We start from the raw sequence: 26321 nt of genomic DNA, 5'->3' as shown, positions 1-26321 counted from the left end.
AGATTACTATTACAATTCATAAACTTACAGTCTTGTTAGCGTGACCATTATCTTATAAAAAAACAATTAGCGTGAGCCTGAAATAAGAGTGTGATCAAACAATAAGTAAATTGCTGAACTTACCGAGAAAATAGTACTAGTCCATATTTTTCGTAAGGTTGCTTATGTTGTACTTTGAGTTTCTATTTTTATTAGTTGTACTTTATATCGGGTCCCGGTATGGCGGTATTGGCTTAGGTGTTGTTTCTGGTATTGGCTTGGTTATTGAGGTGTTTGTTTTCAAGATGCCACCAACGTCTCCACCTGTCACCGTAATGCTGATCATTCTCGCGGTGGTAACCTGTGCTTCTATTCTTGAAGCGGCTGGTGGCTTGAAATACATGCTGCAAGTAGCCGAAAGGGTGTTAAGGAAGAATCCGAAACGCGTTACCTTGATAGCTCCGTTTGTGACTTACTCGATGACTTTCTTATTAGGTACTGGCCATGCGGTGTATTCAATCATGCCTATCATTGGTGATGTGGCATTGAAGAATGGGATTCGTCCTGAGCGCCCGATGGCAGCGGCTTCAGTTGCGTCTCAACTAGCGATTACCGCATCGCCAATCTCGGCGGCTGTGGTCTATTACCTTGCGCAACTTTCAGATGTCCAACACTCTATTACTCTGCTTTCTATTCTGTTGGTTACGGTTCCTGCGACATTGTTCGGTACATTCTTATTATCTTTGTACAGCTTGAAACGCGGTAAAGAACTGAACGACGATCCTGATTATCAAGCGCGCTTGAAAGATCCTGAGTGGAAAAAGCGTATTGAAAACACCACTGCGACATCTTTGGATGAAGTGCTTCCAAGCTCAGCGCGTAATGCAGTATTGATATTCCTATTGTCGATTGTCGTGATTGTTATTGTGGCGATGGTGCCAGAAATCAGAACCATCGTAGACGGCGACAAGCCAATCAAGATGTCAGTGATCATCCAAATGATGATGCTCTGCTTCGGTGGTATCATCTTATTGGCGACCAAAACTGACCCGCGAGATGTGCCAAACGGCGTGGTATTCAAATCGGGTATGGTGGCCGCGATTGCTATCTTCGGTATCGCTTGGATGTCGGATACTTACTTCCAATACGCAATGCCTCAGTTCAAATCGGGCATCGTGGAAATGGTGACCAATTACCCATGGACGTTCGCACTAGCGTTATTCATCGTATCGGTTGTGGTGAACTCACAAGCCGCAACGGCACGTATGATGTTACCTGTTGGCCTTGGTCTAGGGTTAGATCCAGCACTGCTTATCGGCTTGATGCCAGCAGTTTATGGCTACTTCTTTATCCCGAACTACCCATCAGACATCGCAACGGTAAACTTCGATGTGTCTGGCACCACCAAGATTGGTAAGTGGTACTTCAACCACTCATTCATGTCGGTGGGTTTAATCGGTGTCGTCGGCGCATGTTGCTTAGGCTACGCACTGGCACAGATTTTTATCGCTTAATGTATTAGTGAGCCCATAAACGAAAAACAGCGCCTAATTTGGTGCTGTTTTTGTTTGTACTGTTTGGAAGTTCTGATTGGAACCTAGGTTTCGAATTAATAACCAATATTAACGAGGCTCAAAGGCCAAAGACTGAATCGCTTCTTCTATCGTTAGGAAGTGGATCTTCATCAAGCACACTTCAGCTTTTTGGAACTCGTGGTTTCGAATCAGTTTGGTCACGCTTTCAACCGAATACTGGTCTGCTCGTTTCGCTAGAGACAGTTGGTTTGAGCTCGATTGAAGTGCGTAGCTGTCACCTTCAGAATCGATGAGGCAATCATCTTCGCCCACGATCATGTCTGAGCATTCTGCCTGAAAATCATTCTCGGATGCGACGTAAATAAGCTCATCATCACCGTCGAGTTTTACCAAAGATGGCCAATTGATCATTACTGCCTCTAAATTACGTATGTTGAAGTTTGTGTCGACTATAAACGCTTTCGAACCTTTGGTCATGTGCTGTCCAAAATGATTCATCGCTTTGTTTATCCAGAATGTTACTGGCGTAAGAGGCTACTTACTTAAAGAGCGTCCTAACGGAGCAAAATAGCCCAGCATCGCATTGTAGATTTCCTCTCTATGAGTGAGGTCGGGGTACAGAGGGAACATGTCGACCTTTGTTGTGCCGTCGACTAGATACGAGTTCTCGATATCTGAGCAGGACTCAATTGCGGATTCAAAAGCACGAGCCATCATCTCCGTTGGCAATGAGAAGTAACGGGCAGAGGTTGCTTTATCGGCAATAACGCTGCGAGCCACATAATCGTGTTTATCCAAATTGTTTTCGCTGAGCAATGTGGCGTCAAACAGAGACATCAAACTCTCGTTTAGTGGATGAGGTCGCACCTTTCTATCGTGTAGCCAACAATCGCTGGCAAACAGGATGTGTTTACGGGGGCCAGAGGTATCGCCAATCTCAAACGCTTTTTCGGCAATGTAGTGGTCAAACGCATGCCAAAATTCGTGGGCGAGTGCACCCGCACCTGCGTTTTTGGCGAGTGCTAATTCACGTTGGTTGGGCGCGTAGTGTGCCTGCACGCCTTTTCTGCCGCCACTCCCGAACGCCAAACCTAATGTGCCGCGTAGGCCTATCGCTTCTGGTGGCAGAGCCAAGATGTAAGCCAGGTCTGCTAGCGAATCGAATATCAGATTTGCAGCTAACTCTTTTTCTTCTTTGGTGACCCAAGCGCCCACACGAATGCTGCCCATACCGAAAGTCTGCTTAATGTCCATAAAAGACACCTGGTCGCCATGTCGGTAGTCTGGGCCTTTGCGCGTCTTGTATTTAAAGTGGGTTAACTTCAAAGCGGTCCTTGGAATTGGGTGCAAAGTGCAGGGTTTAGATGTCGTGTCGCCATGTTGTAGGGCAACTGGGTTAAGCAGAGAAAGTTAGCACTTTTCGCGGCCAATTACAGAACAAAATGAGTAAGATTGAATTCAAAAGCCTCCCATGAAGTTGGACTGCCTTCTCGTGTCAGCGGAAACAGAGACTTGTCTGGCTTGGCATAGCTTAACCGATGCAGCCTTTGTGTAACATGGTAGCTGTCAAGCCCAGAGATTGTGACTAAATCTAACGCTTCTAAATCAAGGTAGCCATCGGGCATCATGACACGCTTGGGCGCTTGAATCGTAATAACTTCACCAATCAACATTTGTGTTTGATTGCTCTCTATTGATATCTGCTCTTTCAAAACCAAGCCTATTTTGAGAGCACTTTCTAATACGAACGGCGCGGGGAACATGTCGTCATAGTACGGAGTGAGCCCGACGGCTTTGAATTCAGATGCCGACTTTGGATAACGAGCCGAGGTTTGATGCGCTTTTTGAACAAAATCAGCGCCGATGCTGTTGATGGTGAAGTGTCGAGTTTCTAGGATATTCTCTAATGTGTGGCGGCGACTTTCTGCAGGTCGGACTATGAAGCCAAACAAAGGGGGATTCGAACCCATATGAACCACAGAACTCACCACAGCAAGATTTTCTAGCCCTTGCTTATCACAGGTACCAATTAGGTTGGCGCTTTTGAATCCCGATAGGGAATTAATTAAACGAGCACGCTCACGCTGATCCATCGCTTGGATATCTTGTCCTGAAAGGGTCATGTCCTTCATCTCTTCTCTTCTTCTCATTTTTGTTTTTCGACGACTTGTTTATTAACTGAACTATATGTACGTAATGTAGCTTTCTAGCGATCAGCTAGTCTTTGCCACTAGGTTCAAACTAGAAAGGTACGAACTCATTCAATTTGTTATTGCAGCGGTTTGCTATTGAGCGATACCATATAGGGCTATTTCTTTGGTAAAGATTTAATTATGTCAGATGAAAAACTCGCACTAGAGTGGATGCGTCAACAAGCTCATAAAGTTGACCCCTACGTTATCGATCCATCTTTTGATGAATGCGTTGAACTACTTGATCCCGCCTTCAAGAAGGGCAAAAGTGTAGCCCAACTAAAATATCTTTTATCAGAAGCGGATCGCAGGGCGGGCGCGGCAGAGCGTAAACATGCAGCCTTAAAGTATGCCAAAGAAAAAAGCCCAAATGCAGGTCAGATCCTGCGTCTGCAAAGCAAGCTTCAACAAGTCCAGTTGGCATTGAAATTGGCGACTGGCGACAACAATATGACCATATCCCAGTTTTGTGCAGAATACGATGTCTCCAAGCGCGACGGCAATACGGCATGGAATGAGAAACTGGTTGAGCAGGGCAAGAGGAAGTAGTCTTTTAAACGCTTTACTCTTCTATAAATTGTTACGTTAGTTAATGTCATACACTTTTCAAAAACGACCTATTGTTACCAACGAACGCCTTTTCAAAGCCTGAAAAATCGCTGCTCAGGCTTTAATTTTTATAGCCAACCCGTTGCATTTTGTAGCGCCTTTCCTAATTATCGTACTGGATTTTCTCTCTATTTTTCTGAGATCGCTAGTGTGCGCGAGACACTATTTTTCGTTCATTAATCAATTTCACTTGTGACAAAGTTATCAGAATTATGCATTTTCGGTAACGTTCCCGAAAGTATCGATCTATCATCCACCCAGATACAAAAGTGAAGTAATCAACACGACTGATTTCTATTTCTTCTTCGATATAGAGCTTGTACATCAAAAGTATAAGCCGAAATGCGCTTACGAATTATTTTGGGAACGTTTGCAAACAATCCAAAACAATTAACGTGAGAACATAAGAATGAAACTACACACTTTAGCGGTTGCTGTAACAATGGGGCTAATGACTACATCGGTATTAGCAAGTGAAGACGTTGCAGCATTAGAGCAACGTATTAATGAATTAGAACAAAGAGTTGCACAAACGGAGCAGGTTTCTACCGAAGCCAATGAAAAGGCTTCTTCGTTTGAGTTTCACGGCTATGCACGCTCTGGCTTATTGATCAACGACGACCTAAACGGCGCGACAGGTACTGGTCCTTACATGACAGCGGCGGGTGCGATTGGTGCACCAGTTGGACGACTTGGTGTGGAAGATGATCATTACGTTGAAGCGAACTTGATTCATAAGCGTTTTGCGGATGATGGTTCTAGTGCCTTGTTTCGTATCATGTTAGCCGACAGTACTGAAACAAATAACGAATGGACAGCCAGTGAAAGCCAGTTGAATGTACGACAAGTGTATTCAGAACTGAACCGCCTGAGCATGTTCTCTGAATCCGAAGCGTTTTCTGAAGCAACGTTTTGGGCGGGTAAACGATTCGATCGCGACAACTTTGATATTCACTTTTTCGATTCGGATATTGTCTTCTTATCAGGTACTGGTGCGGGCGTTTACGATGTTCAGATGAGCGACAACTGGAAAGCGAATTTCTCTATTTATGGCCGAGACTTTGGTGAGATTGATAGCTCATCAACAGATGTAGAAAACTACATTGCAACCATGAATAACCGTATTGACCAATGGCAAGTGATGTTGAGCGGCATGACCTCAGCAGACAACGATAGCCGCTTAAATGGCGCAGCTGAAAGCGGTGTACACGCCATGTTTGCGTACCATGGAGACAACTTCTTTGGTCTGAGCGAAGGTTTCTCTAAAACGGGTATGTTAGTGGGTAGCGGCCTAGGCGCAGAGCTAAAAGGCATCGGTTCAAATGGTGATCTACTGGATGACGCAAAAGCCGTTCGCCTGTTTAGCTACGGTGTCACTCGCATTGGCGACAACTGGCGCTTAGCGCCTGCATTAATGGCAGAGCATAGCCAAGACCGTTTGAAGAAGAATGACGAGTTCACATGGGCTTCTTTAAGCGTTCGATTAGCTCAAGAGTTCACAGAGAACTTTGAGATGGTTTACGAAGGTTCATTGCAGTACATGGATTTAGACAACTCGACAGAGCAAGCGAGCGGCGGTTTCTACAAAGCAACAGTGGCACCAACACTGAAGCTTTCAACTAGCACTGGTTTCTTTGACCGACCAGAACTGCGTTTCGCTGTGAGCTATGTGGATTGGAGTGAAGACCTGAATGGCTACTCGATCAGCACTGAAGCAGATGCTGCAACGATGGGAGAGGGCGGCGAGGTTCTGTTTGCACTACAGATGGAAACTTGGTTCTAATTACCTGATATATCGTTTAGATAGAGAGTGTTACTCATGATGTGATAGTCGCATCATCAAATGCCAACCTTATCGTTTCAACTCGAAGGTTGGCATTTTTTTATCTTGGGATAACTTGATCTGTGAATAAATTACTAGCAAGACTCTCGGTCAATAGTGGTGAAGGTCAACACCATCTTACTCATTTCAAAGCCTTTTTTCTCAATACGGTCGAGCAGCAGCTTGGCTCCATTTTCTCCCGCTTTATCAAACGCATAGTTAAACGTAGACAGCGTTGGTGTGCATACTGAAGCGAGTTCATCGTCACCCACACCGAGTACTAAGACATCCTTTCCTGGAACGAGGCCAGCTTCTTGTATGGCTCTGATCGCACCGATTGCGATACGGTCAGTTGCGCAGAACAGGCCATCGAGCTTGGTGTGCTCTTTTAGAGACTGTTTAGCCAGTTGGTAACCTGACTCTATGGTGAAGTCGCCACGGGCGTGAAATTGCAGTGTGAGGTCGTTAAATTGAAGCGATTGAGCGAAGCCTTCCGATCTCATCTTATCAACCGCAATATCATCGCCTTGCACGCCGATGAATCCCATATGCTTACAACCTTTCGCTATGAGGCGATTACCCGCTTCAAACCCTACGCGAGTGTCGTCGTGCACAATGCTTGGGATGTTAAACATTGAACCGTCTTGACCCACTAATACCACCGGTACTGCTGAGCTTTGAATCGCTTTGACTAGTTTGTTGTCGAGGTGGGTGGCGTACAGGATGATGCCTTCAACGCGTTTTTGGTTAAATATTTGAATATATTCAAGTTCTTTATGGTGTGTTTGGTGCGTGCTCGCTAATAAAACATGCTTGCCCGCTTGCTCTAAGACGGCGGTTAAACCATCGACACCCTGAGAGGTGGCGTGAGAAGAAACCCTAGGAACAATCACGCCAACTAGGTTGGTTTTTTGAGACTTTAAGTCTTTAGCGACTTGGTTTGGGAGGTAGCCACACTCTTCAACCGCTTTACGCACCTTCACCTTGGTTGCGTCTTTTACGCCATACTCATCGTTGATTACTCTTGAGACCGTCGACTTGGAAACTCCAGCGAGACGAGCGACATCATGAAGACTAGCCATTATTCATTATCCAATTGTAATTTTAGTTTTGGGATTGTTTGCAAACAGAGCATCAAATTCACCTGTCATTAGGAGATTTTAACCCTGTATTCTTATCCTAGGGAGATAATTTGAAGATCATTCTCACAGTATTGAGCAGTTATCTTTGATCATTTGTTATTTCTAGGCAAAAATTTATTTTGCAAACGTTCCCGAAAATTCAAAAGCTCAAATGATAATCCAATGGGGTATGTAATGAATTATCCAAAAATAGCAAAAGAGCTGCTTTCTCTATTAGGTGGTAAAAGTAATATCACCGCACTTGCACACTGTGCGACTCGTCTGCGTCTTGCTGTCGCAGACCAAGATAAAATTGATGAACAGGCGATTGATAACCTAGAAGGGGTTAAGGGCCAGTTTAAAGTAGCAGGTCAATATCAGATCATCTTTGGCTCAGGCATCGTTAACCAAGTTTATGCTGAGCTGGCTAAGCTGACTGAAATGACGGAAATGTCGACCAACGATGTGGCGTCTGCAGGTGCTGACAACCAAAATATCCTGCAACGCGCGGTGAAAGGTCTGTCTGATATCTTTGTACCAATCATTCCAGCAATTGTTGCTGGTGGTTTGTTGATGGGTATCTACAATCTATTGACGGCTCAAGGCTTGTTCATTGATGGCAAATCTTTAATCGACGCTAATCCGGGTTTGACCGACTTAGCAAACATGATCAATACATTTGCTAATGCCCCTTTTGTGTACTTACCTATTTTATTAGCATTTTCAGCGAGTAAGAAGTTTGGTGGTAACCCATACCTTGGCGCGGCTTTAGGTATGTTGATGGTTCACCCTGACTTGCTTAACGGCTGGGGCTTCGGTGGCGCATCGGTGTCGGGCAGCATTCCAGTTTGGAACATTCTAGGCTTCGAAATCGAGAAAGTGGGTTATCAAGGTTCAGTACTGCCCGTTCTAGTTTCTGCGTTTATTCTAGCGAAAGTTGAGCTTGGCCTACGTAAAGTTATTCCTTCGGTTCTGGATAACTTGTTAACACCGCTACTGGCTATTTTCGTGACTGGCTTACTGACATTCACGGTTGTGGGTCCATTTACACGTGATATCGGCTTCCTACTGGGTGATGGTCTTAACTGGCTATACAACAGCGCTGGCTTTATTGGTGGAGCGGTGTTTGGTTTGATTTATGCGCCGTTCGTTATTACTGGTATGCACCATAGCTTTATTGCTATTGAAACTCAGCTGCTTGCGGACATCGCAACGACTGGCGGTACGTTCATCTTCCCTATCGCGGCGATGTCTAACGTGTCACAAGGTGCAGCGGCACTGGCGGTTGGTTTCATGAGTAAAGATAAGAAAATGAAAGGTATCGCGATTCCTTCTGGTGTGACTGGCTTGCTTGGTATTACTGAACCTGCAATGTTCGGCGTGAACTTGAAGCTTCGCTACCCATTCATTGCTGCGGTTTGTGCAGCTGCGGTTTCAAGCGCGTTTATCACGATGTTCAATGTGAAAGCACAAGCACTGGGTGCGGCGGGTATTCCTGGCATCATCTCAATATCACCAGAAAAAATTGGCTACTACGTGGTAGGTATGATTATCGCGTTCGTGACTGCCTTTGCATTGACCGTTGTTTTAGGTTTGCGTGAGCGCAGCAAGCAAAACATTAAAGCAACAGCTTAACGTTTCTCCCTAGAAGTGAAGCCCCCCTTTTCACTTCATTTCCTAAGCTTTGGGGTGCTAGCTAGGTGATTTGGCTTAGCTAGCCTTTTTATATTTTTACATGACAGCGTGAAGTGTCACCTTGCTTTCGGTTGCTACTGCTTTCGATTGCCATCGCCTCCGGTTGTCATGATTTTCAGTTTTAAGGTAAGAAAGATGAATCAAGTTTGGGTAACTGGAGACGCTGTCGTCGACCTCATTCCGGAGACTGACTCGACATTATTGAAATGTCCGGGCGGTGCGCCTGCCAATGTCGCGGTAGCGATTTCTCGCCTTTTAGGCAAAAGCGCATTTTTCGGCCGAGTGGGTAACGACCCGTTTGGCACTTTTATGGAAGTGACTCTGCAAAAGGAAGGTGTGAATACCGAGCGTTTGGTGAAGGACCCTGAACAACGCACGTCAACTGTGGTGGTCGATCTTGATGACCAAGGCGAGCGCAGTTTTACGTTTATGGTTAAGCCAAGTGCCGACCAGTTTATGTCTGTTGAAGACATTCCTGAATTTAAGAAAAACGAGTGGCTACACGTCTGCTCAATCTCTCTGGCTAATGAACCAAGCCGAAGCAGCACCTTTGAAGCGATCCGACGCATGAAAGCCGCGGGCGGTTACATCAGCTTCGATCCCAACCTTCGTGATGAAGTGTGGCAAAACCCATCTGAAATTAAGTCTGTGGTCATGGAAGCGGTTGAATTGGCTGATTTGGTTAAATTCTCAGAAGAAGAACTGGATTTCTTAACCGATTCAACTTCGATGGAACAAGGCTTGGCTAATATTGCAGATCTTAACAACACGCTTGTTTTAGTTACGCAGGGTGCGAAAGGCGTTTGGCGAGTATTTGAAAACCAAGGAGTGTTGATTTCAGGTCGCTCAGTGACGCCAGTGGATACCACGGGTGCAGGCGATGCTTTTGTTGGCGGTTTGCTTGCAAAGCTTTCTCAACATGAAGAGTGGAATAATCAACAAGTCGTCGATTCTGCAATCCTGTGGGCGAATGGGTGTGGTGCACTAGCGACCACGCAAAAAGGCGCGATGACCGCACTTCCAACGCAAGAGGCTCTCACTCAGTTTATTCAAAAAGGCTCTTCAAATACGAGTGCCGCCGAGGAGAGTGTATGAGTTTGAACTCGAACTGGACGGTAGAGCAAAGATATCGTCGTATAGAAGAGATTGCACAAGACAGTATTGATGAGATGGTCAATCTTCGTAAGCAAGATGCTGGCTATCCGAGCTACCATATTGCGCCTAAGTTTGGTCTGCTCAATGACCCGAATGGCCTGTGTTTCTTTAATGGTGAACACCACCTATTCTACCAATGGACGCCAGTTGGTCCTGTCCATGGTATGAAGTACTGGTACCACCTTTCGACTAAAGACTTCGTTCATTTCGAGGACCACGGCATTGGCCTGCACCCAGACCAAGATTACGACTCGCATGGTGTTTACTCTGGTGGTGCATTGGTTGAAAACGACAATGCATTGTTGTTCTTTACGGGGAACAAGCGCGATGAAAATTGGTTGCGAGTACCAACTCAATGTTTTGCTAAGATGTCTGCTGACGGCAAGATAGAGAAGCGCGGCGTGGTTATCGAAAACGATCACTACACCGAACATTTCCGAGACCCAAAAGTGTGGAAACAGGGCGACGATTATCTGATGGTTGTGGGTGCTCAAACGCCTCAAGAGACTGGCTCAATGGCGCTATATCGCAGCCAAGACCTGATGAATTGGCAGCACAAAGGTCCAATTCAAACTCGTTACAACAACCTTGGCTATATGTGGGAATGCCCAGATTTCTTTGAAATAGACAACCAGTCGGTGATGTTGTTTTCTCCACAAGGCGTATCTAGCGAAAACCCATACGATTTTAAAAACATCTACTCGGTGGCTTATATTGTCGGCGACCGCCTAAATCTAGATTCGGTAGAACTGGAAAACCATCAAGATATCGCACAACCAGATTATGGCTTCGATTTCTATGCACCACAGACTTACTTAGATGATAAAGGTCGCCGTATTCTGATTTCTTGGATTGGTCTGCCTGAGATTGATACACCATCTAATGAGCATCAGTGGGCGGGCATGCTGTCGCTACCACGCGAGCTTCAAACCCAAGATGGCTATCTGGTGCAATCGGCTTTACCTGAATTGAAAGCGTTACAAGGCGAAGCAGTTGCGGTTGAGAGCGTTGTTGAACTGGATACAACCAGCTTCATGGTTCAGCTTGAAACGGAAACGGAAACGGACGAGTTTGAGTTAACGCTTGCTAATGCTGCGGGTGATAATATTGTGTTCAGTGCCTCGGAAACGGAGTTCATACTTGATCGCAGTAAGATGTCTCAACTCTACGCGGAAGAGTTTGGCTCGGTGAGAAAAGCTCCGAGGTTAAGCACTAAGCAAACCATCGAGGTTTATGTAGATAAGTCAGTGATCGAAATCTTTATCAATGGCGGTAAGCACACAATGACCAGCCGTTTCTTCATTGATGACTTGAGTTCATTGTCGATGACTGGTGACGTGAACACCGTTTATCACTCGATGAGCCCAATTAAAGGGTTGGACGACTAAGCTCCGTTTATCTCCATCAAGAAAGCCGCTGATCAACAGCGGCTTTTGTTTGGTCTGCGACATCACTATTGCGCTAACTCTCTGACCTTGTCCATTCCCTGTTGCCCTGCATCTCAAGTCCATTTAGAGCAAACAACCAACGCTAAGGTCGAATATTACTGAAGCTGACTGCCTGCGAGCCATCGGCTAGGTTCTCCAACTCCACCACATCCCCTTGATAGTAATACGGCTCCATTGGCATCTTGCTGTTGGCTGGTCTCGCGTAATGAAGGACTGCAGGTTTACCTTCCGCTTGTCGAGCATACAAATAACCAATTAACGCATGTTCAAATTGGTGATAGCCGTTGCCCCAATGGAAAGCCTTGGTGCGCTTAGGTTCAAGCCCTACACCACCGTACTTGTGATCAACCCACACATCATGAAACGTCGGTAGCGTGTATTGCAGAACTTCTTTCATTGAACCATCGACCAGCGATACCGTCATTGCGGCTTGGTCGAGCTCTGCCCACTCCCATGACGAAGCCCAGTTAGTGTTTGGTCTGCTTTGCCATCCAGTAATCTCTTGTCCTTTCCAAGCGCTCTGAAGTTCTTCGCCAAAGTATTGAGATACGCTGACGAATTCTTTCTGGTATTGAGCTTGATCTAAGGTGTGCTTCATCCCTTTAATGCCAAACTCTTTCCATTCAGAGTTATTCAATGTTTGGCCTGTCAGGTAAGTCATCCAATACGCCTTGATGGTGTGTCCAAAGTCATTGTGATTGGCATTGGGCATCATTGCTGCTTTGTCGTGAATAGCCCCGTAGAAGCGTTGTTCACCATCAGAGTGGTAGTGATCGACCATGGCTTGTGTGAGCCAATTCAGGTCATCAAGCCATTTTGATTTAACGGGCTCTTTCAGCAAAGGGGCGACTAACAACATGTAACCGTTAATCTGATCAAGTTGTGCGACCAGTTCACGTCGTGTGGCTTTGCCATCTTCGCCGTCGGCAAGTACCCACGCTAAGCCGCTGTTGTCGCTAAGTCGATATTTATCAAAGATAAACGCTTGTTGGGCGATGAGCGCTTCTTCTACCTGTTTGTCTTGGGTGAGATAGTAGTACATCGCCAATCCAACCAGTGCATACGCTTGATCTTGAGAAGTACGTTGCTGCCAATCCTGGCCCACTTTCCCCTCTTTTGTGTAGCTAATGAAGCCGCCATTTTTCTTATCTTCTAGCTGATCAATAAGGTAGTAAGCCCCTTGCTTGGCAAGCGCTAGCGCCTGCTTGTCTCCGGTAAGATGATAAAGCACGCCATAGGCATAGGTTTGACGCGATTTCATCCGTGTGAACTCTTTGCCAAAGTGTGGCGTGATCCAGCCTCGGTCTAACTCAGGACAAACATTGGTCACATCAAGCAATGTTCCATCATCACAACGGAAAGTCGGGAAGTTACCTATCGGTTCTCCCTGCGCGCTAGGCATCATCCAATAAGGCGCTAAGCCTTCTGTCGTATGGTTGAGCCAGTCTTCTCCAGAGGGAAGGGTGACATTGGCAGATACAGCGAAACTGGTCACGCTGAGTAATGCGATGGTTGCTCGTAACATGATGTTTATCTTAATGATTTGAATTTAGTTGAATATAAACAATCAGGTCTGCACATTGTGGTTCGGTGATCACAATCGATTAAATTATTGTGTTGTAGATAAAGGACTATGTAATCCTTACTCATTGAAATATTGCAAATAAATAATAAATTATCGTTTTTCGATAATGTTTTGTTGATCATCGTTTGTTTTGATCTTAATATTCTTCTATCAAATCAATAGGAATATAAGTATGTCTAACATCCAAAAACAAAGCCGCCGTGTGCGAATGCTACTGCAGTTCTTTCTTGTACTCACTCCGATCATAGTATGTTACTTCTGGCTAACCATTCAGACTCCCTATGACTTCCTTAGTGAAATGGGCATTATTCAGTTTTCTCTCGACATAGAGCACTTCACTACCTCACCACTCACTATGACTACAAGAATCATCGCAATGTTTACAAGCTTGGCGATGTCCAGCGTCCTAATGTATGCACTAACGGTTCTGATACGTTTATTTCGCAACTATGAGCGAGGCGAAATCTTCTCTTTAGAAAACGCAATGTCTTACCAGAAGTTGGGATATAGCTTGTTCTATTGGGTTTTAGGTTCAATTATCTATGGTTCATTGATGTCAGTGATCTTATCGTTCAATAATCCACCAGGTGAACGTATCTTCGTGATTGGTTTTGTTGGTATGGACTTTTTAACACTGATATTGGGTATAATTATTTTGATCATCTCATGGGTGATGAAAGAAGGTTATATTCTGGCTGACGAACATAGCCAAACGATTTAAAGGACTTGTCATGACTATCCGCATTAATTTAGACATTGTGATGGCCAAACGAAAAATGCGATTAAAGACATTGGCAAAAGAAGTTGGCATTACTGAAGCCAACTTATCAGTATTGAAAAATAGCAAAGCTAAAGCGGTAAGGCTTTCGACACTCGACAAGCTGTGTGAAGTTCTCGAGTGCCAACCAGGTGATATTTTGGAGTTTGAACTCAATGACCATTAAGACAGTGTTTCTGTAGAATCGTTGATAGGAAACTTTTTCTATCCAAAAAGTGAATGAGTCTCGATGCCTTATCGAGACTCATATTGATTTATCTATACAGGCTTGCCCGCCTCATCCTCTTCAACCACATCGGTTTCTAAGCTCGCCTCGGCTTGCCATTTTTGTATTGATGCGCTGTTAAGCACGCGTTGTTGGTACAGTGCTGCTTTTTCAGAAAGCTCAATGCCGTAAGTTTGTACTCGGATGGCGACAGGGGCAAACATTGCATCGGCGATCGACCATTCACCGAACAACCATTCCTCTGGGTATTGCTCCATTTGTGCAGACCATATTGCATCGATGCGAGCGATGTCTTTCAGTGCGCCATCACTCAGCGTGAGCTTTCTTTTGGCTCGGCAATTCATTGGTAGCTCATTTCTGATGTTAAAAAATCCAGAGTGCATCTCTGCCGAGATTGCACGGGCGAGGGCGCGCTCTGCAACGGAAGCTGGCCATGCCGCACCATTCAAATAGGCATTGTTAACGTATTCGAGAATCGCCAGTGAATCCCACACCGCGACATCACCATCGACCAGAGTTGGAACCTTAGCCGTTGGTGTCACTTTCGCTAACGTGTCGTAAAAATCTGAGGTGAACAGCTTGAGCTTAACAATGTCTGCGTTGAGGTTGTAATGGTCGAATATGAGCCATGCGCGAAGTGACCAAGTTGAGTAGTTCTGGTTTGCGATATAAAGCTGCATAGATGCTTCCTTGCGTTTGGTGGGTATGCATTTGAGCTTAGGGGATTGTATTGCGGCGCACTAACGGATAATTTTGATGACAGACATTAATAAAAACGATGGGTGGTGATTTCAATATGGATATTGATGCTTTGCGAGGCTTTCTCGCGTTCGTGGAAACCAGCAGCTTCACTCGTGCCGCGAAACAGATTAATCGCACCCAGTCGGCATTTAGTGCGCAGATGCGTAAGTTAGAAGAAGAGCTTAACGTCACTCTTTTTCAAAAAGAGGGGCGAAATTTAGTGCTTACTGAAGCGGGCTTAGCGCTGCGTTCTCATGCGGAGCAGTTGGTCGCACTCCATAATATTGCGCTTAAACAAGTGAAGCGTTATGAAGACAAACAGCCGCTTCGGTTGGGGTGCCCTGAAGATTATAACGACACTATTTTGCCGAAAGTGATTCACCTGTTGCAGCAAGCAGAACCTACCTGTTCCATTCAAATATTTAGCCTACCAAGCATTACGCTGAGAGAGTGGTTGGATGATGGCAGGCTCGACGCCGCGATAGTCACCCGAGCGCCCGACAGCGAAGAGGGATACTGGCTTACTCATGATGTGGGCGTTTGGATAAGCCGCCCTGATTATGCGTTTGATGATTCCAAGCCGGTGCCATTAGCTCTGTTCCAAACCGATTGTAAGTACCACGCTGCGGCCGTGAATGGCTTAACCAAGCAGGGCACGCCTTATCAACTGTTGGCTTGTAGCAATACGGCTTCAGCGCAGCGGGCAATCGTAAAAGCAGGATTAGCGATTGGTGCGATGGGAAAGCTCAGTGTGACTCCAGATTTGAAAATCCTTGACGACATGCCACAGCTGCCTTCGGTGGATATTGTGCTGATCTTAGCGAGTAAGCATCATCCTGTATTAGACAAAGAAGTACTCAATCAACTTGTCGAGTTGGACTCTGAGTAATTTCCGCGCACTTCCTAAAGAATCCCCAAGTTTTTCAGTTTTCTATAAATGGTATTGCGGCTGATACCCAGTATTCTCGAAGTCTTGCTGATGTTGCCTTGGTTGGCTTGATAGGTTTGCAACAAGGTTTCTTCAACGGTGCTTCTTAAATCGTTATTCGCTGTTCCTTTGATGGCATTAGAAGTCGTCAGTTGATGTTGATTATCTTGCGCTAACAACGTGAGGTGTTGAGCAAGGTGGCTTGGAACATGTTCTAGCGTGAGCTGTGGTTCGTCACTTGCCAATAGAGCAGCGACTTTCAGTAAGTTGTCTAACTCGCGGATATTACCCGGCCAAGAATAGGCGCACAGCAAACTCATTAGGTGCGGGCAAATTGACTGCTCAGCTTCGGCGTATTTACGATGAATGTGCTCGATTAAGGCGTGCTTATCTTGTCGGTTTTGCAGACTAGGCAGAGTGAAGGCTAAGCCGTTCAGGCGGTAGTACAAATCTTGTCGAAATTCTCCAGTTGCGACTAACTGCTCTAGGTTTTTATGGGTGGCAGCGATGATCTGACAATCAACTTGGTAGCTTTGGTTCGAACCCACAGGTACCACGGATTTGTCTTGCAGGACATGCAGCAGTCGGCACTGAGCCTCTAATGGCATATCGGCAATTTCATCTAGAAACAGGATTCCCTTATCTGCTTGGCGGATCTTACCTTGGAATCCTTTGTGGCTTGCGCCAGTAAAAGCCCCCGGGGCGTAACCAAACAATTCAGATTCGATAAGATCTTTCGGTAGCGCACCGCAATTCACTGCAACTAAGGGCGAGGATTTACGCTGGCTTTGCTTGTGTAATGCTTTAACAAATTCGCCTTTTCCAACCCCCGTTTCTCCTAAGATTAGGAGGCTGATCCCTTTGTCGATTACCTTATTGGCTTGCTGCCAAGCGTGCTCTATCTGTTGTTCGCCATGGTGCAAGTCACACGATGCTGAGATAGAGCGAGTGCGTTTTTCAGTTGGTTGTTTGAGGTGCTGTTTCTCAAATACAAAGGGCGTGTCTAATGAGGTTCGATTAAAGAGAGTGTCGATGCATTCACCAACGATCGAGGTTTGATCCAGCAGTTGAGAGGCAACCTGATTATGCGCCACCACTTCTCCGGCTTCATTGGCTATCACAATCCCTTGCCAACCGCTGTGCAATAACGACTTTTCACATGCAAGATCAATACGAGTGGTGCCTTGTGGAATATGGCTCAATAACTGATTCTCAACAAGCTGAACCATGTTTTGAACTAGCAGTTGCACCGAACTATCGTGTTGCTGCTGCTCGCTAGTGATGTCTAATACGCCAACCATTTGCCCTTGATGATCAAACACCGGGCTTGCTGAACAACTGATAAACCGATGCTGGTGGATGAAGTGCTGCTCACCAATGATGGTCACGGGTTTTGCTTCCACAATCGCAGTGCCAATCGCGTTGGTGCCTTTGAGTTGTTCCTGCCAACACGCTCCAGAGCTGAGTGCAATCGAAGTCAGCTTTTCCTTAAACCGCTCTTGCCCCCAACTCGCTAGAATCACCCCTTCAATATCGGTCAGAATCAAACGACTGTCGGTGCGTGCAAACATCTGGTTAAACAGAGGTAGAGCATTACGCTCGACGATTTGAATCAAGTCTGAGGATTGATGACGTCGCTGCTTAAGAATCGATTGAGGCAGGCGAATATCTTCGGGAAGACGTCTCTGTTTTAGCCCCGCTTCTGTGCTGCGATGCCAAGAGGACGAAAGCCAATCTGAGGTGTTTGCTTGTTGAAGGTGCATGACTGTTCCATGTCGTAACAGTGAGAGTGTACCAAATTGGAACAGTTGAACACTGGAGTGTTTTCCATACGGCCGTTCAATGCCAACTCACTTTGGGTTGTAAACATTTGTTAATCATAGTTTTACATTATATTAACAACAAGGTTTGTAGTTCTGGCGTGTGATTTGCGTTGTTCTTGTTGTGAAGAAAATACGAAGTATCAGTGTTTTAAACAAAAAGCATAAACATGGGCATCTTGTCATGAGTTCTTTTCTCAAGAGAAGTCGCCACAAAAATAAGACAGCTCTCGCTCAATAACGAACAACAAATCAAAGAAGGATCTAACTATGATTTACGCACAGCCGGGTAGTGACAACGCAGTAGTGAACTTTAAAGCCCAATACGACAATTTTATTGGTGGTGAGTGGGTGAAGCCTGTCAGCGGCGAGTATTTTGATAATACGTCCCCCGTGAATGGTCAGGTGTATTGCCAAGTCGCGCGCTCAACTGAGGCAGACATTAGCTTAGCGCTCGATGCGGCGCATGCTGCTCGTGCAAGTTGGGCGGCAACCAGTGTGACAGAACGTTCGAACATCTTGCTTAAAATTGCCGACCGCATTGAAGCGAACCTCGAAGAGATCGCGGTTGCTGAAACATGGGAAAACGGCAAGCCTGTGCGTGAAACCTTAGCGGCAGACATCCCGTTAGTTGTCGATCACTTCCGTTATTTTGCGGGCTGTATTCGAGCGCAAGAAGGCAGCGCAGCCGAGCTCGATTCAAACACCGCAAGCTACCATTTCCCTGAGCCAATTGGTGTCGTAGGGCAGATCATTCCTTGGAACTTTCCAATCCTGATGGCAGCTTGGAAATTGGCACCTGCGCTAGCGGCGGGTTGTTGTGTGGTGATGAAGCCCGCCGAACAAACACCAACCTCAATTTTGGTGATGATGGAGAAGATAGCCGATCTTCTGCCTGCAGGCGTAGTGAATATCGTGAATGGTTTTGGTAGCGAAGCAGGTCAAGCGTTAGCAACCAGTGATCGTCTGGCGAAATTGGCCTTTACTGGTTCAACAGAAGTTGGACATCATATTCTGAAATGTGCGGCTGAAAGCTTGATTCCATCAACGGTTGAGCTGGGTGGTAAGTCTCCAAACATCTACTTCCCAGACATCTTTAACCATGAAGATGAATACTTAGATAAGTGTGTCGAAGGGATGCTACTTGCGTTCTTCAACCAAGGTGAAGTGTGTACTTGTCCATCACGTGTGCTGATCCATGAATCGGTCTACGACAAGTTCATCGCCAAGGTGATCGAGCGTGCTCAAACTATTAAACAAGGTAACCCGTTAGATACTGATACGCAGGTTGGCGCACAAGCTTCTAAAGAGCAGTTCGATAAGATTCTGAGCTACCTAGAGATTGGCCGCCAAGAAGGCGCGAAAGTGCTAACCGGTGGTGAAATTGCGCAGCAACCGGATGATCTTGGTAATGGTTATTACATTCAACCAACCATGCTCGAAGGCAATAACAAGATGCGTGTCTTCCAAGAAGAGATCTTTGGTCCTGTTATCGCGGTAACGACATTTAAAGATGAAGCAGAAGCGTTAGAGATTGCCAACGATACCGAATATGGCTTGGGTGCAGGTGTTTGGACGCGTGATGCAAACCTCGCGTATCGCATGGGGCGCAACATTGAAGCGGGTCGTATTTGGGTGAACTGTTACCACGCTTACCCAGCACACGCGGCGTTTGGTGGTTACAAGAAATCGGGCATCGGTCGTGAGACACACAAGATGATGCTTGATCACTACCAAAACACCAAGAACCTCTTGATTAGCTACGATACTAATCCGTTGGGCTTCTTCTAATACAGGTTCGTTCTAAAAGTATGAGAATGAATCATGGATACAAAGAATAACTAACAACGCAGTCGGCTTGATCAAGAAAAATAAAAAGTGAAAGTAAAACCAAAACACCCAATTCATTAGAGTTGGGCGTTTTTATGTTTGAAGTATTCTAGCTTTTCGAAAAGAAGATCTCGGGCTTATGAGTTGGGCCGTAGTTGCCTTCTAGCTGGGTAAGCTCTAATCCTTGTTTGCCAATCAATGAACCGACCATTTGGCGGTTGAACGGGTAGTTTTCAGCGTTGTTGATGAACTCTTCTACATCGACCCATTTTGCTTCTGCAATTTCATCGGTATCTTGAATCGCAATCTCTTGGGTTTGAGCAGTAAGGTGACAAACAAAGTAGAGGTTCGATTTACCGAACTGATATGGATGTCTTGTCGCCATGCCAACCACAGACACGAACGTGGCTTCGATGCCTGTCTCTTCTAGTGTTTCTCGAACCACAGACTCTTCAATACCCTCGCCAAGTTCAATGTGGCCGCCCGGTAATTTGTAGCCTGTCATGCCGTGCTCTTTGATCATCAGCACTTGGTTGTGTTCATTGGTGATCAACGCGCCTGCACCCAAGGTATGGGTTGGGATGAAAGGCACAAACTCCACAATCTCGGATTTATGGATCAGCGTGATTTCGTCTTCCAAGCAGTTGTGGAACACAAAGCCAAGTTCGGTCGCTACCGGAATGAGGTGTGAGAGCGAAATAGGTAGACTAATCCAAATAATGCCCTTGTTATTCTGTTTAGAAAATTGGGTTATCTCGCTAAGTTCGGCGTTGAATGAATCAGCATCTTGAGGCGCTGTCTCTGGGTCAATGATGATGCCGTTAAATTTGTCGAGCGTAAATTCCACGGGTGATCCTTTATTATTTTTGATTTATACCAATCACAGTAAGTAAGTGATCAAAAATAGCGCAGAAAAAAGGCTTGAGAACAAGGCAGAATTTTTCGATAAGTAGTTATTCTACAATCAAAAATTATAACGCAGTTATCGAGCGTTTTAGCAAGCTAGGGTGACCAGTTATTTACTACGATTGGTATTATAGGGAGTCGAGCATAGGTGGAGCTTATAACATCTGTAGAGCTTATGACACCTGCATGGCTTGTGAGACCTGCTTTGGGGAGGCTAGAAACAAAAACTGCGCTTGGAAGCCAAAGCGCAGTCTGAAGATAAATCTTATCTAAGGTTTACTCTAACGAATATAGTTTGCATCAACACTTACGTACCAGTGCTGAAGCTTGCCGTCAGATTTTTTGATCCACAAATCGTTGGTGTAGCTCTCGATCTTACCGTTAACCGTTAAATTGAACGTGTTCTCGTCGAATTCGCCAAGCTTCACGAACTGGTCTGTGGTAATCAGAAATGGGTCCATGTCGTCCACGCCAACCACATCTGAAATCACATAGTAGTGGTAAGTGAGCGGCTTGCTCGCATCATTTGGGTTGCTGCGATATGCCACAAGCTTGAATGGTTTCGTCAATGGAACATCAAGCGTTTGCTTGTCCATGGTCGCTGGAATCGGGATAAACAGCCAAGCGGTAAACAGACCGCTCAGTAAAACCATCAGGAAGAAAAAAGTCTTAATTGCTTTCATAGCAACCTTCAAAATAGGTGATGTTGAAGACGTTATGGTAACAGGTTTGATTTGCTGATTGTAAGAGTATGAATAAGTGAAGGCGATACCAGTCTGTTAGGAAGTTTGAACGGATTGACTCACTGTTCATAACTTTTTGTTTTAAATCTTGGTTCACTACTCTCTGCTAACACCCCTAGGTTTGGATTGATGAGTGTAAGTAAATAACAGGAACAAAAACCACACCTTACGGTTGCAAGGTGTGGGCTAAATAACGGTGATTACTTGTTTAGGTAAGCGGCATGGAATTCAATATGCTCATCAATAAAGCTAGAGATGAAGTAGTAGCTGTGGTCGTATCCTGGCTGCATACGTAGCTCTAAATCGGCATTGGTTACCTTAGCTGCTTCGACCAATTGCTCAGGCTTTAGCTGCTCAATTAAGAAGTTGTCTGCTTCGCCTTGGTCTACCAACATTGGCAGTTTAGTGCCTTTGGTTTTTAGAAGCTCAGAGGCGTCGTACTGTTTCCACTCTTCAATATCTAAGCCTAGATATTGGTTGAATGCTTTTTGTCCCCAAGGGCATTGCATTGGGTTGGTGATTGGGCTGAATGCCGAGATAGAACGGTATTTATCTTCATTTTTAATGCCAATCGTTAAGGCACCGTGTCCACCCATGCTGTGACCAGAAATTGATTTTACAGATGTCACAGGGAAGAAAGACTCAATCAGCGCTGGGAGCTCTGTTACCACGTAATCGTACATGTGGTAATGGCTGTCCCATGGTGCTTGAGTGGCATTTACGTAGAAGCCTGCGCCTTGGCCTAAATCGTAGCTTGCGTTGTCGGCAACGCCTTCGCCGCGCGGACTAGTATCGGGCGCGACAATAGCAATACCTTGCTCAGCCGCAGCTTTGAAAGCACCGGCTTTTTGCATGAAGTTTTCATCGGTACAGGTTAAGCCTGATAACCAATACAAAACAGGAACTGGGTTTTCTTTGCTTGCGTTGGGTGGCAAGAAAATCGCAAAACGCATGTTGCAGTCAAGCGTTGCAGAAAAGTGGGTGTATTGTTTGTGCCAACCACCAGCAACCTTTGCTTGGCTAATGTTTTCGATTGTCATCTATTGTGCTCCGTTAGGTTGATGGTTTGGGAGTAAATTTGTCTATATCACTTAAAGTTTCACCACCCACCGGGCAGGAGGTGGTGAAGACAGTTTCGCTCTGATGTTTAAGTCAGAACTGTAGTCTCGACACCTAAGTGCCAAGACTATGGGGTATTATCTATCCATGTGTAGAACAGTACGGATAGATTCACCTTTGTGCATTAGGTCGAATGCGTCGTTTACTTCATCAAGGCTCATTGTGTGAGTAATGAACTCTTGAAGCCCGAACTCACCCGCCATGTAACGATTTACGATTTCTGGAAGCTCAGAGCGGCCTTTAACACCACCGAAAGCAGAACCACGCCATACACGACCCGTTACTAATTGGAATGGACGAGTTGCGATCTCTTGGCCTGCACCGGCAACGCCAATGATGACTGATTCGCCCCAACCTTTGTGACAACATTCAAGTGCGGAGCGCATAACATCTACGTTACCGATACACTCGAAAGAGTACTCAACACCACCGTCTGTCATCTCAACGATAACGTCTTGGATTGGTTTGTCGAAGTTCATTGGGTTGATGCAGTCTGTCGCGCCAAGCTGTTTTGCTAGCTCGAATTTGCTCTCGTTGATATCAACACCGATGATGCGGTCAGCACCAGCCATGCGAGCACCAATGATTGCAGAAAGACCGATACCACCTAGGCCGAATACAGCAACGTTGTCGCCTTTTTCAACTTTAGCTGTGTTCAGTACCGCGCCCATACCTGTAGTCACACCACAACCTAGAAGACAAACTTCTTCAAGTGGTGCTTCTTTGCTTACTTTCGCTAGTGAGATTTCTGGAAGTACCGTGTACTCAGAGAAAGTAGAACAGCCCATGTAATGGAAAATTGTTTCGCCATTGATAGAGAAGCGGCTTGTACCGTCTGGCATTAGGCCTTTACCTTGCGTTTCACGAACGGCTTGGCATAGGTTAGTTTTACCAGATTTACAGAACTTACATTCGCCACATTCAGCGGTGTAAAGTGGGATAACGTGGTCGCCAATCTCAACACTGGTCACGCCTTCGCCGATCATTTCAACGATACCGCCACCTTCGTGACCAAGAATTGAAGGGAAGATACCTTCTGGATCGTCACCTGATAATGTGAATGCGTCAGTGTGACAAACACCAGTAGCAACGATGCGAACTAGAACCTCACCAGCTTTAGGAAGTTGTACATCAACTTCTTCCATTTTTAGTGGCTCGCCAGCTGCCCATGCAACCATTGCTTTTGATTTTATATGAGTTTGACCAGGTTTAATGTCGATTGTCATTGGATGCTTCCTATATATGTCAGTACTGCGGATAACCGTGCCATTAGCTTCAATCCGTTAAGCGTAGTTGAGCCTAATTGTTTCCGCTCTCTCGTTTTGCTGGATCTAGTATAGATGTGACTCTAGGTTTTGATAATCCCTATAAATTGAAAATGATTATTACACATTTGTAATAAACATTCGGAAAGGAAGAGCTTGAACTAAGTCTGTTAACCATGGTTAGCGGCCCTTTTTATTGGTTGAAAGAATGCGTATTTAAGGACCTATTTGTTGGGGAGTTAATAGTTAAGATCTTTTAGGGTACGTCATAATAATTACTTACTGAAAACCACATGAATTAGACATAAAATTACAATATTCTGAATGCCGTATTTTATTGTTGTGGACTTAAACATGCTTTTATCTCTCCCACCACCAGTGATGCTTTCTCTCGCCATCGTGCTTGAAGTTGTCGCGACTTCTTTATTACCTAAAACGCAGCAATTTACTTCTTTACCTGTCACTGCTGCGGTATTGGTTGGCTACGTCTGTGCGTTCTACCTACTGTCTCTAACAGTGCAGACTATGTCTTTGGGTGTGGCGTATGCGATTTGGTGTGGAGCAGGGATAGTGCTGGTCGCAGCACTGTCTTGGTTAGTCTACGGGCAAAAACTCGATATCTTCGCGATCATCGGTATCACTTTGATTTTGGCTGGTGTGGTGATTATTAACTTGTTTTCGAGCTCGGTGAGTCATTGAGTGTTTCATATTCGTTTGTTGGTAGACAAAAGTAACTGGTTAGTTTTCAGGGATATGGATTCCGTTATATGATAGTGGTGACATAAAAATAATGGAGCAAGCTGAATGAAATCTCTGAGTGAAATACTTGTGACAATGCCTAGGCGAGCGGAGCGCAAGCCAGATGATTACTTGGTGAAGTCATTTGTTCATGTTGGTTCTGTATTTTCGCTATTTTCTTGTGCTGAAAACCAAATAATTTATGGACGGCGAGGCACAGGTAAAACACATCTCCTTAGGTATCTAAAGAACGGCACTCAAAACCAAGGAGTTCTTACCGTTAGTCTCGATATGAGAACGATGGGATCTACAGGTGGGATGTATTCAGATACAAACTTAACCCTCAGCGAAAGAGCTTCTCGATTATTGTCAGATACTCTTTGTGAAGTTAGAGAGCAGATTCTAGATGAAAGTTATAATAACGATGAGTGTGATCTTTCGATCTTAGTTCCTTTGTTAGATAGCTTCGTTGAAGAAGCTACCAATATGACAGTCGAGGGGCAGTTTGAGGTTGAGACCAACTCAAGCAGTTCAGTTTCGCAAGACTCTACTAACAGCCTGAATGGGATGCTATCAACAACGCCAAAACTTGGTATTTCTATTTCAGATCGTAAACAGGAAAATTGTTCCGATTCATCCACAATGCGAGAAAGTGGTAAAAGAGCCCTTCGGATTCATTTTGGGGCTCTATCGAGAATATTGACTCGAATTGTTAAGCAATTACCTGAGCAAAGCTTTTATTTATTGATAGATGAGTGGAGTGAGATTCCACTAGACCTTCAGCCATACGTAGCCGATATGCTTAGGCGAATAGTTTTTTCTATTCCATCAATAACGGTAAAAATTGCAGCCATCGAGCATCGTTCGAATTTCCGCACATGTAATGACAGCGGGGAGTTTATTGGTTTAGAAGTTGCTTCAGACGCTTCTACTTCAATCAATTTAGACCAATTCATGGTCTTTGATAGTGATAGTGAAAAATCGGTACAATTTTTTAAGAACCTTATTTATAAGCATGTACAAGCATCTGATAAATGTGGCGTAGTTCCAGATAATGTCGAGTCATTTATCTCTCAGGTGTTTACGAATAAGCCCGCTCTAGAAGAATTTACTAGAGCAAGTGAAGGCGTCCCTAGAGATGCAATTCATATTATATCTCAAGCATCATTGTATGCTGACGGGAGAAAGATTGGAGTTACAGGAATTCGCAACGCTGCTAGGCACTGGTATACGACCTCAAAAAGCAAGGACATAAATTCGCGTAAAGAAGCCGTTAAGCTACTTGAATGGATTGTTAGTGCCGTTATTGCTGATAAAAAAACTAGAGCGTTTTTAGTGCAAAGTGATACGAATGATTCGCTAATTGATTTCTTGTTTGACGCTAGGGTGATTCACTTGATTAAGCAAGGTGTTTCTGTAAGCTCAATACAGAGTCAGAAGTTTAATCTGTATTCCTTAGATTATGGTTGTTATGCGCACCTAATAAATACGAAAGATGAACCTCAAGGACTTCTCTGTGATGATTCTAGTTACATAACTGTTCCGCTAATCGATAATATGTATAACAGAAGCTCTATTCTTGATTTAGATAGATATTATCAGACGGGGTTGCTACCGTTCTTTGAGAACACTTCGGAGATAAATTTGCCCAAACAATTTTATTCAAATCCAATCAAAGAGTTAGATTTTGATGATGAGATTCTTGATGAACTTCCTAAGTACTTGGAAGCGAGAAAAATCAAAGGGACTCTTTATTTACCAATGGTGTTCGCGGGTCTGGTAGTTCGTGCGAAGCAGGGATATAGCTCAAGTAGCGGCAGCGAAATAACGAAAGCAATTAATACATACATAATTACAGATTCGAAGAACATAAAAGCTCCTAATAATATATCTCGAGCTTTGAGACAGGAGCCTATGGTCAGTGAAGGTTGGTTAGATATAGCACATCAGAGAGGTATTCCCTTGTTTAGCTTGTCTTCGGATTGGAGAGCTTACTGGACTGAGTACTTTCAGTGCTCTCCTCCTAAACTTTAACTAAATTACATAAAGTGTAAGTTAAAGCCTACCCACAAAAGAGACTTCAAAA

At 44.9% G+C, this 26321-nt stretch carries 23 protein-coding genes; 12 read left to right on the top strand and 11 right to left on the bottom strand.

The annotated features are described in order from the left end of the window. Window positions 1-164 precede the first annotated feature (164 nt). Window positions 165-1493 carry an anaerobic C4-dicarboxylate transporter gene (locus OCT63_RS03355; protein ID WP_161685220.1) on the top strand — a complete coding sequence of 443 codons (1329 nt, stop codon included), beginning with the start codon at window positions 165-167 and terminating at the stop codon, window positions 1491-1493. Between the two features lie 108 nt (window positions 1494-1601). Here OCT63_RS03355 and OCT63_RS03350 read toward each other — a convergent pair whose 3' ends face one another. From OCT63_RS03350 to OCT63_RS03340, 3 genes are all read right to left on the bottom strand, one after another. Further along, window positions 1602-1925 carry a DUF4144 domain-containing protein gene (locus OCT63_RS03350; protein ID WP_161749467.1) on the bottom strand — a complete coding sequence of 108 codons (324 nt, stop codon included), beginning with the start codon at window positions 1923-1925 and terminating at the stop codon, window positions 1602-1604. Between the two features lie 123 nt (window positions 1926-2048). After that, window positions 2049-2840, bottom strand: coding sequence for a CLCA_X family protein (locus tag OCT63_RS03345; RefSeq protein ID WP_269983192.1), 792 nt, complete (start codon window positions 2838-2840; stop codon window positions 2049-2051). A gap of 104 nt (window positions 2841-2944) precedes the next feature. Next, window positions 2945-3646 carry a flavin reductase family protein gene (locus OCT63_RS03340; protein ID WP_269983191.1) on the bottom strand — a complete coding sequence of 234 codons (702 nt, stop codon included), beginning with the start codon at window positions 3644-3646 and terminating at the stop codon, window positions 2945-2947. A 201-nt stretch (window positions 3647-3847) separates the two neighbouring features. On the opposite strand from OCT63_RS03340, the gene OCT63_RS03335 reads away from it, so the two are divergent. Both OCT63_RS03335 and OCT63_RS03330 read left to right on the top strand, forming a co-directional pair. Beyond that, entirely contained in the window at window positions 3848-4255 is a 408-nt protein-coding gene (locus OCT63_RS03335) for a hypothetical protein (protein ID WP_017054885.1), read from the top strand. A 469-nt stretch (window positions 4256-4724) separates the two neighbouring features. Then, window positions 4725-6098 (top strand): carbohydrate porin, encoded by a 1374-nt coding sequence (locus OCT63_RS03330; RefSeq protein ID WP_269983190.1) that lies wholly within the window; start codon window positions 4725-4727, stop codon window positions 6096-6098. Between the two features lie 134 nt (window positions 6099-6232). Here the strand turns inward: OCT63_RS03330 and OCT63_RS03325 are convergent, their stop codons facing one another. Then, entirely contained in the window at window positions 6233-7219 is a 987-nt protein-coding gene (locus OCT63_RS03325; protein ID WP_161685214.1) for a LacI family DNA-binding transcriptional regulator, read from the bottom strand. Between the two features lie 234 nt (window positions 7220-7453). Here OCT63_RS03325 and OCT63_RS03320 point away from each other — a divergent pair, with 234 nt between their 5' ends. From OCT63_RS03320 to OCT63_RS03310, 3 genes are all read left to right on the top strand, one after another. After that, a complete protein-coding gene (locus OCT63_RS03320) occupies window positions 7454-8893 on the top strand; it encodes a sucrose-specific PTS transporter subunit IIBC (RefSeq protein WP_010432806.1) in 1440 nt (479 codons plus the stop codon). A gap of 195 nt (window positions 8894-9088) precedes the next feature. Next, complete coding sequence (locus tag OCT63_RS03315) at window positions 9089-10048, top strand: aminoimidazole riboside kinase (RefSeq protein WP_269983189.1); 960 nt, start codon at window positions 9089-9091, stop codon at window positions 10046-10048. Then, the gene (locus OCT63_RS03310) at window positions 10045-11496 is read left to right on the top strand and encodes a sucrose-6-phosphate hydrolase (RefSeq protein WP_269983188.1); all 1452 of its coding nucleotides are present in this window, start codon (window positions 10045-10047) and stop codon (window positions 11494-11496) included. The genes OCT63_RS03315 and OCT63_RS03310 overlap by 4 nt, the downstream gene beginning before the upstream one ends. Window positions 11497-11638: 142 nt before the next feature. On the opposite strand, the gene OCT63_RS03305 is transcribed toward OCT63_RS03310, so the two are convergent. Further along, window positions 11639-13081 (bottom strand): N-acylglucosamine 2-epimerase, encoded by a 1443-nt coding sequence (locus OCT63_RS03305; protein WP_161685206.1) that lies wholly within the window; start codon window positions 13079-13081, stop codon window positions 11639-11641. A gap of 232 nt (window positions 13082-13313) precedes the next feature. Here OCT63_RS03305 and OCT63_RS03300 point away from each other — a divergent pair, with 232 nt between their 5' ends. Both OCT63_RS03300 and OCT63_RS03295 read left to right on the top strand, forming a co-directional pair. Next, entirely contained in the window at window positions 13314-13862 is a 549-nt protein-coding gene (locus tag OCT63_RS03300) for a DUF2975 domain-containing protein (protein WP_132743949.1), read from the top strand. A 10-nt stretch (window positions 13863-13872) separates the two neighbouring features. Beyond that, on the top strand, window positions 13873-14085 hold the full coding sequence (locus OCT63_RS03295) for a helix-turn-helix domain-containing protein (protein ID WP_161672004.1): 213 nt from the start codon (window positions 13873-13875) through the stop codon (window positions 14083-14085). Between the two features lie 92 nt (window positions 14086-14177). Here the strand turns inward: OCT63_RS03295 and OCT63_RS03290 are convergent, their stop codons facing one another. Continuing rightward, the gene (locus OCT63_RS03290; RefSeq protein ID WP_269983187.1) at window positions 14178-14825 is read right to left on the bottom strand and encodes a glutathione S-transferase family protein; all 648 of its coding nucleotides are present in this window, start codon (window positions 14823-14825) and stop codon (window positions 14178-14180) included. Window positions 14826-14923: 98 nt separating this feature from the next. Here OCT63_RS03290 and OCT63_RS03285 point away from each other — a divergent pair, with 98 nt between their 5' ends. Further along, window positions 14924-15775, top strand: coding sequence for a LysR family transcriptional regulator (locus OCT63_RS03285; protein WP_161685204.1), 852 nt, complete (start codon window positions 14924-14926; stop codon window positions 15773-15775). A gap of 14 nt (window positions 15776-15789) precedes the next feature. Here the strand turns inward: OCT63_RS03285 and OCT63_RS03280 are convergent, their stop codons facing one another. Next, window positions 15790-17577: a sigma-54-dependent Fis family transcriptional regulator gene (locus tag OCT63_RS03280; protein ID WP_269983186.1), complete on the bottom strand. Its 1788-nt coding sequence runs from the start codon at window positions 17575-17577 to the stop codon at window positions 15790-15792. A gap of 327 nt (window positions 17578-17904) precedes the next feature. On the opposite strand from OCT63_RS03280, the gene exaC reads away from it, so the two are divergent. Continuing rightward, on the top strand, window positions 17905-19425 hold the full coding sequence (gene exaC / locus OCT63_RS03275) for an acetaldehyde dehydrogenase ExaC (protein WP_269983185.1): 1521 nt from the start codon (window positions 17905-17907) through the stop codon (window positions 19423-19425). A gap of 148 nt (window positions 19426-19573) precedes the next feature. On the opposite strand, the gene OCT63_RS03270 is transcribed toward exaC, so the two are convergent. The 4 genes from OCT63_RS03270 to OCT63_RS03255 all read right to left on the bottom strand — a co-directional run bounded on the left by OCT63_RS03270 (window position 19574) and on the right by OCT63_RS03255 (window position 23458). After that, complete coding sequence (locus tag OCT63_RS03270) at window positions 19574-20311, bottom strand: NUDIX domain-containing protein (RefSeq protein ID WP_269983184.1); 738 nt, start codon at window positions 20309-20311, stop codon at window positions 19574-19576. A gap of 340 nt (window positions 20312-20651) precedes the next feature. Then, window positions 20652-21053: a hypothetical protein gene (locus OCT63_RS03265; RefSeq protein ID WP_269983183.1), complete on the bottom strand. Its 402-nt coding sequence runs from the start codon at window positions 21051-21053 to the stop codon at window positions 20652-20654. A 260-nt stretch (window positions 21054-21313) separates the two neighbouring features. Then, a complete protein-coding gene (gene fghA / locus OCT63_RS03260) occupies window positions 21314-22153 on the bottom strand; it encodes an S-formylglutathione hydrolase (protein ID WP_269983182.1) in 840 nt (279 codons plus the stop codon). A 156-nt stretch (window positions 22154-22309) separates the two neighbouring features. Then, complete coding sequence (locus OCT63_RS03255) at window positions 22310-23458, bottom strand: S-(hydroxymethyl)glutathione dehydrogenase/class III alcohol dehydrogenase (RefSeq protein WP_161672013.1); 1149 nt, start codon at window positions 23456-23458, stop codon at window positions 22310-22312. A 393-nt stretch (window positions 23459-23851) separates the two neighbouring features. Here OCT63_RS03255 and OCT63_RS03250 point away from each other — a divergent pair, with 393 nt between their 5' ends. Further along, a complete protein-coding gene (locus tag OCT63_RS03250; RefSeq protein WP_161754011.1) occupies window positions 23852-24196 on the top strand; it encodes a DMT family transporter in 345 nt (114 codons plus the stop codon). Between the two features lie 105 nt (window positions 24197-24301). Further along, a complete protein-coding gene (locus OCT63_RS03245; protein WP_161754009.1) occupies window positions 24302-26269 on the top strand; it encodes an ORC-CDC6 family AAA ATPase in 1968 nt (655 codons plus the stop codon). Window positions 26270-26321 lie beyond the last annotated feature (52 nt).

Origin of the sequence: Vibrio sp. RW, assembly GCF_027587105.1 — a bacterium.
Lineage (GTDB): Bacteria > Pseudomonadota > Gammaproteobacteria > Enterobacterales > Vibrionaceae > Vibrio > Vibrio toranzoniae.
The sequence above is the reverse complement of the archived record's forward strand: the minus strand, read 5'-3'. Positions and strand labels throughout refer to the sequence as shown.

What these genes read in the sequence shown, in the direction of transcription:
- OCT63_RS03355 (WP_161685220.1), top strand. Translation starts at nt 165, where the DNA reads ATGTTGTACTTTGAGTTTCTATTTTTATTAGTTGTACTTTATATCGGG.
- OCT63_RS03350 (WP_161749467.1), bottom strand. Translation starts at nt 1,925, where the DNA reads ATGATCAATTGGCCATCTTTGGTAAAACTCGACGGTGATGATGAGCTT.
- OCT63_RS03340 (WP_269983191.1), bottom strand. Translation starts at nt 3,646, where the DNA reads ATGAAGGACATGACCCTTTCAGGACAAGATATCCAAGCGATGGATCAG.
- OCT63_RS03335 (WP_017054885.1), top strand. Translation starts at nt 3,848, where the DNA reads ATGTCAGATGAAAAACTCGCACTAGAGTGGATGCGTCAACAAGCTCAT.
- OCT63_RS03330 (WP_269983190.1), top strand. Translation starts at nt 4,725, where the DNA reads ATGAAACTACACACTTTAGCGGTTGCTGTAACAATGGGGCTAATGACT.
- OCT63_RS03325 (WP_161685214.1), bottom strand. Translation starts at nt 7,219, where the DNA reads ATGGCTAGTCTTCATGATGTCGCTCGTCTCGCTGGAGTTTCCAAGTCG.
- OCT63_RS03320 (WP_010432806.1), top strand. Translation starts at nt 7,454, where the DNA reads ATGAATTATCCAAAAATAGCAAAAGAGCTGCTTTCTCTATTAGGTGGT.
- OCT63_RS03315 (WP_269983189.1), top strand. Translation starts at nt 9,089, where the DNA reads ATGAATCAAGTTTGGGTAACTGGAGACGCTGTCGTCGACCTCATTCCG.
- OCT63_RS03310 (WP_269983188.1), top strand. Translation starts at nt 10,045, where the DNA reads ATGAGTTTGAACTCGAACTGGACGGTAGAGCAAAGATATCGTCGTATA.
- OCT63_RS03305 (WP_161685206.1), bottom strand. Translation starts at nt 13,081, where the DNA reads ATGTTACGAGCAACCATCGCATTACTCAGCGTGACCAGTTTCGCTGTA.
- OCT63_RS03300 (WP_132743949.1), top strand. Translation starts at nt 13,314, where the DNA reads ATGTCTAACATCCAAAAACAAAGCCGCCGTGTGCGAATGCTACTGCAG.
- OCT63_RS03295 (WP_161672004.1), top strand. Translation starts at nt 13,873, where the DNA reads ATGACTATCCGCATTAATTTAGACATTGTGATGGCCAAACGAAAAATG.
- OCT63_RS03290 (WP_269983187.1), bottom strand. Translation starts at nt 14,825, where the DNA reads ATGCAGCTTTATATCGCAAACCAGAACTACTCAACTTGGTCACTTCGC.
- OCT63_RS03285 (WP_161685204.1), top strand. Translation starts at nt 14,924, where the DNA reads ATGGGTGGTGATTTCAATATGGATATTGATGCTTTGCGAGGCTTTCTC.
- OCT63_RS03280 (WP_269983186.1), bottom strand. Translation starts at nt 17,577, where the DNA reads ATGCACCTTCAACAAGCAAACACCTCAGATTGGCTTTCGTCCTCTTGG.
- exaC (WP_269983185.1), top strand. Translation starts at nt 17,905, where the DNA reads ATGATTTACGCACAGCCGGGTAGTGACAACGCAGTAGTGAACTTTAAA.
- OCT63_RS03265 (WP_269983183.1), bottom strand. Translation starts at nt 21,053, where the DNA reads ATGAAAGCAATTAAGACTTTTTTCTTCCTGATGGTTTTACTGAGCGGT.
- fghA (WP_269983182.1), bottom strand. Translation starts at nt 22,153, where the DNA reads ATGACAATCGAAAACATTAGCCAAGCAAAGGTTGCTGGTGGTTGGCAC.
- OCT63_RS03255 (WP_161672013.1), bottom strand. Translation starts at nt 23,458, where the DNA reads ATGACAATCGACATTAAACCTGGTCAAACTCATATAAAATCAAAAGCA.
- OCT63_RS03250 (WP_161754011.1), top strand. Translation starts at nt 23,852, where the DNA reads ATGCTTTTATCTCTCCCACCACCAGTGATGCTTTCTCTCGCCATCGTG.
- OCT63_RS03245 (WP_161754009.1), top strand. Translation starts at nt 24,302, where the DNA reads ATGAAATCTCTGAGTGAAATACTTGTGACAATGCCTAGGCGAGCGGAG.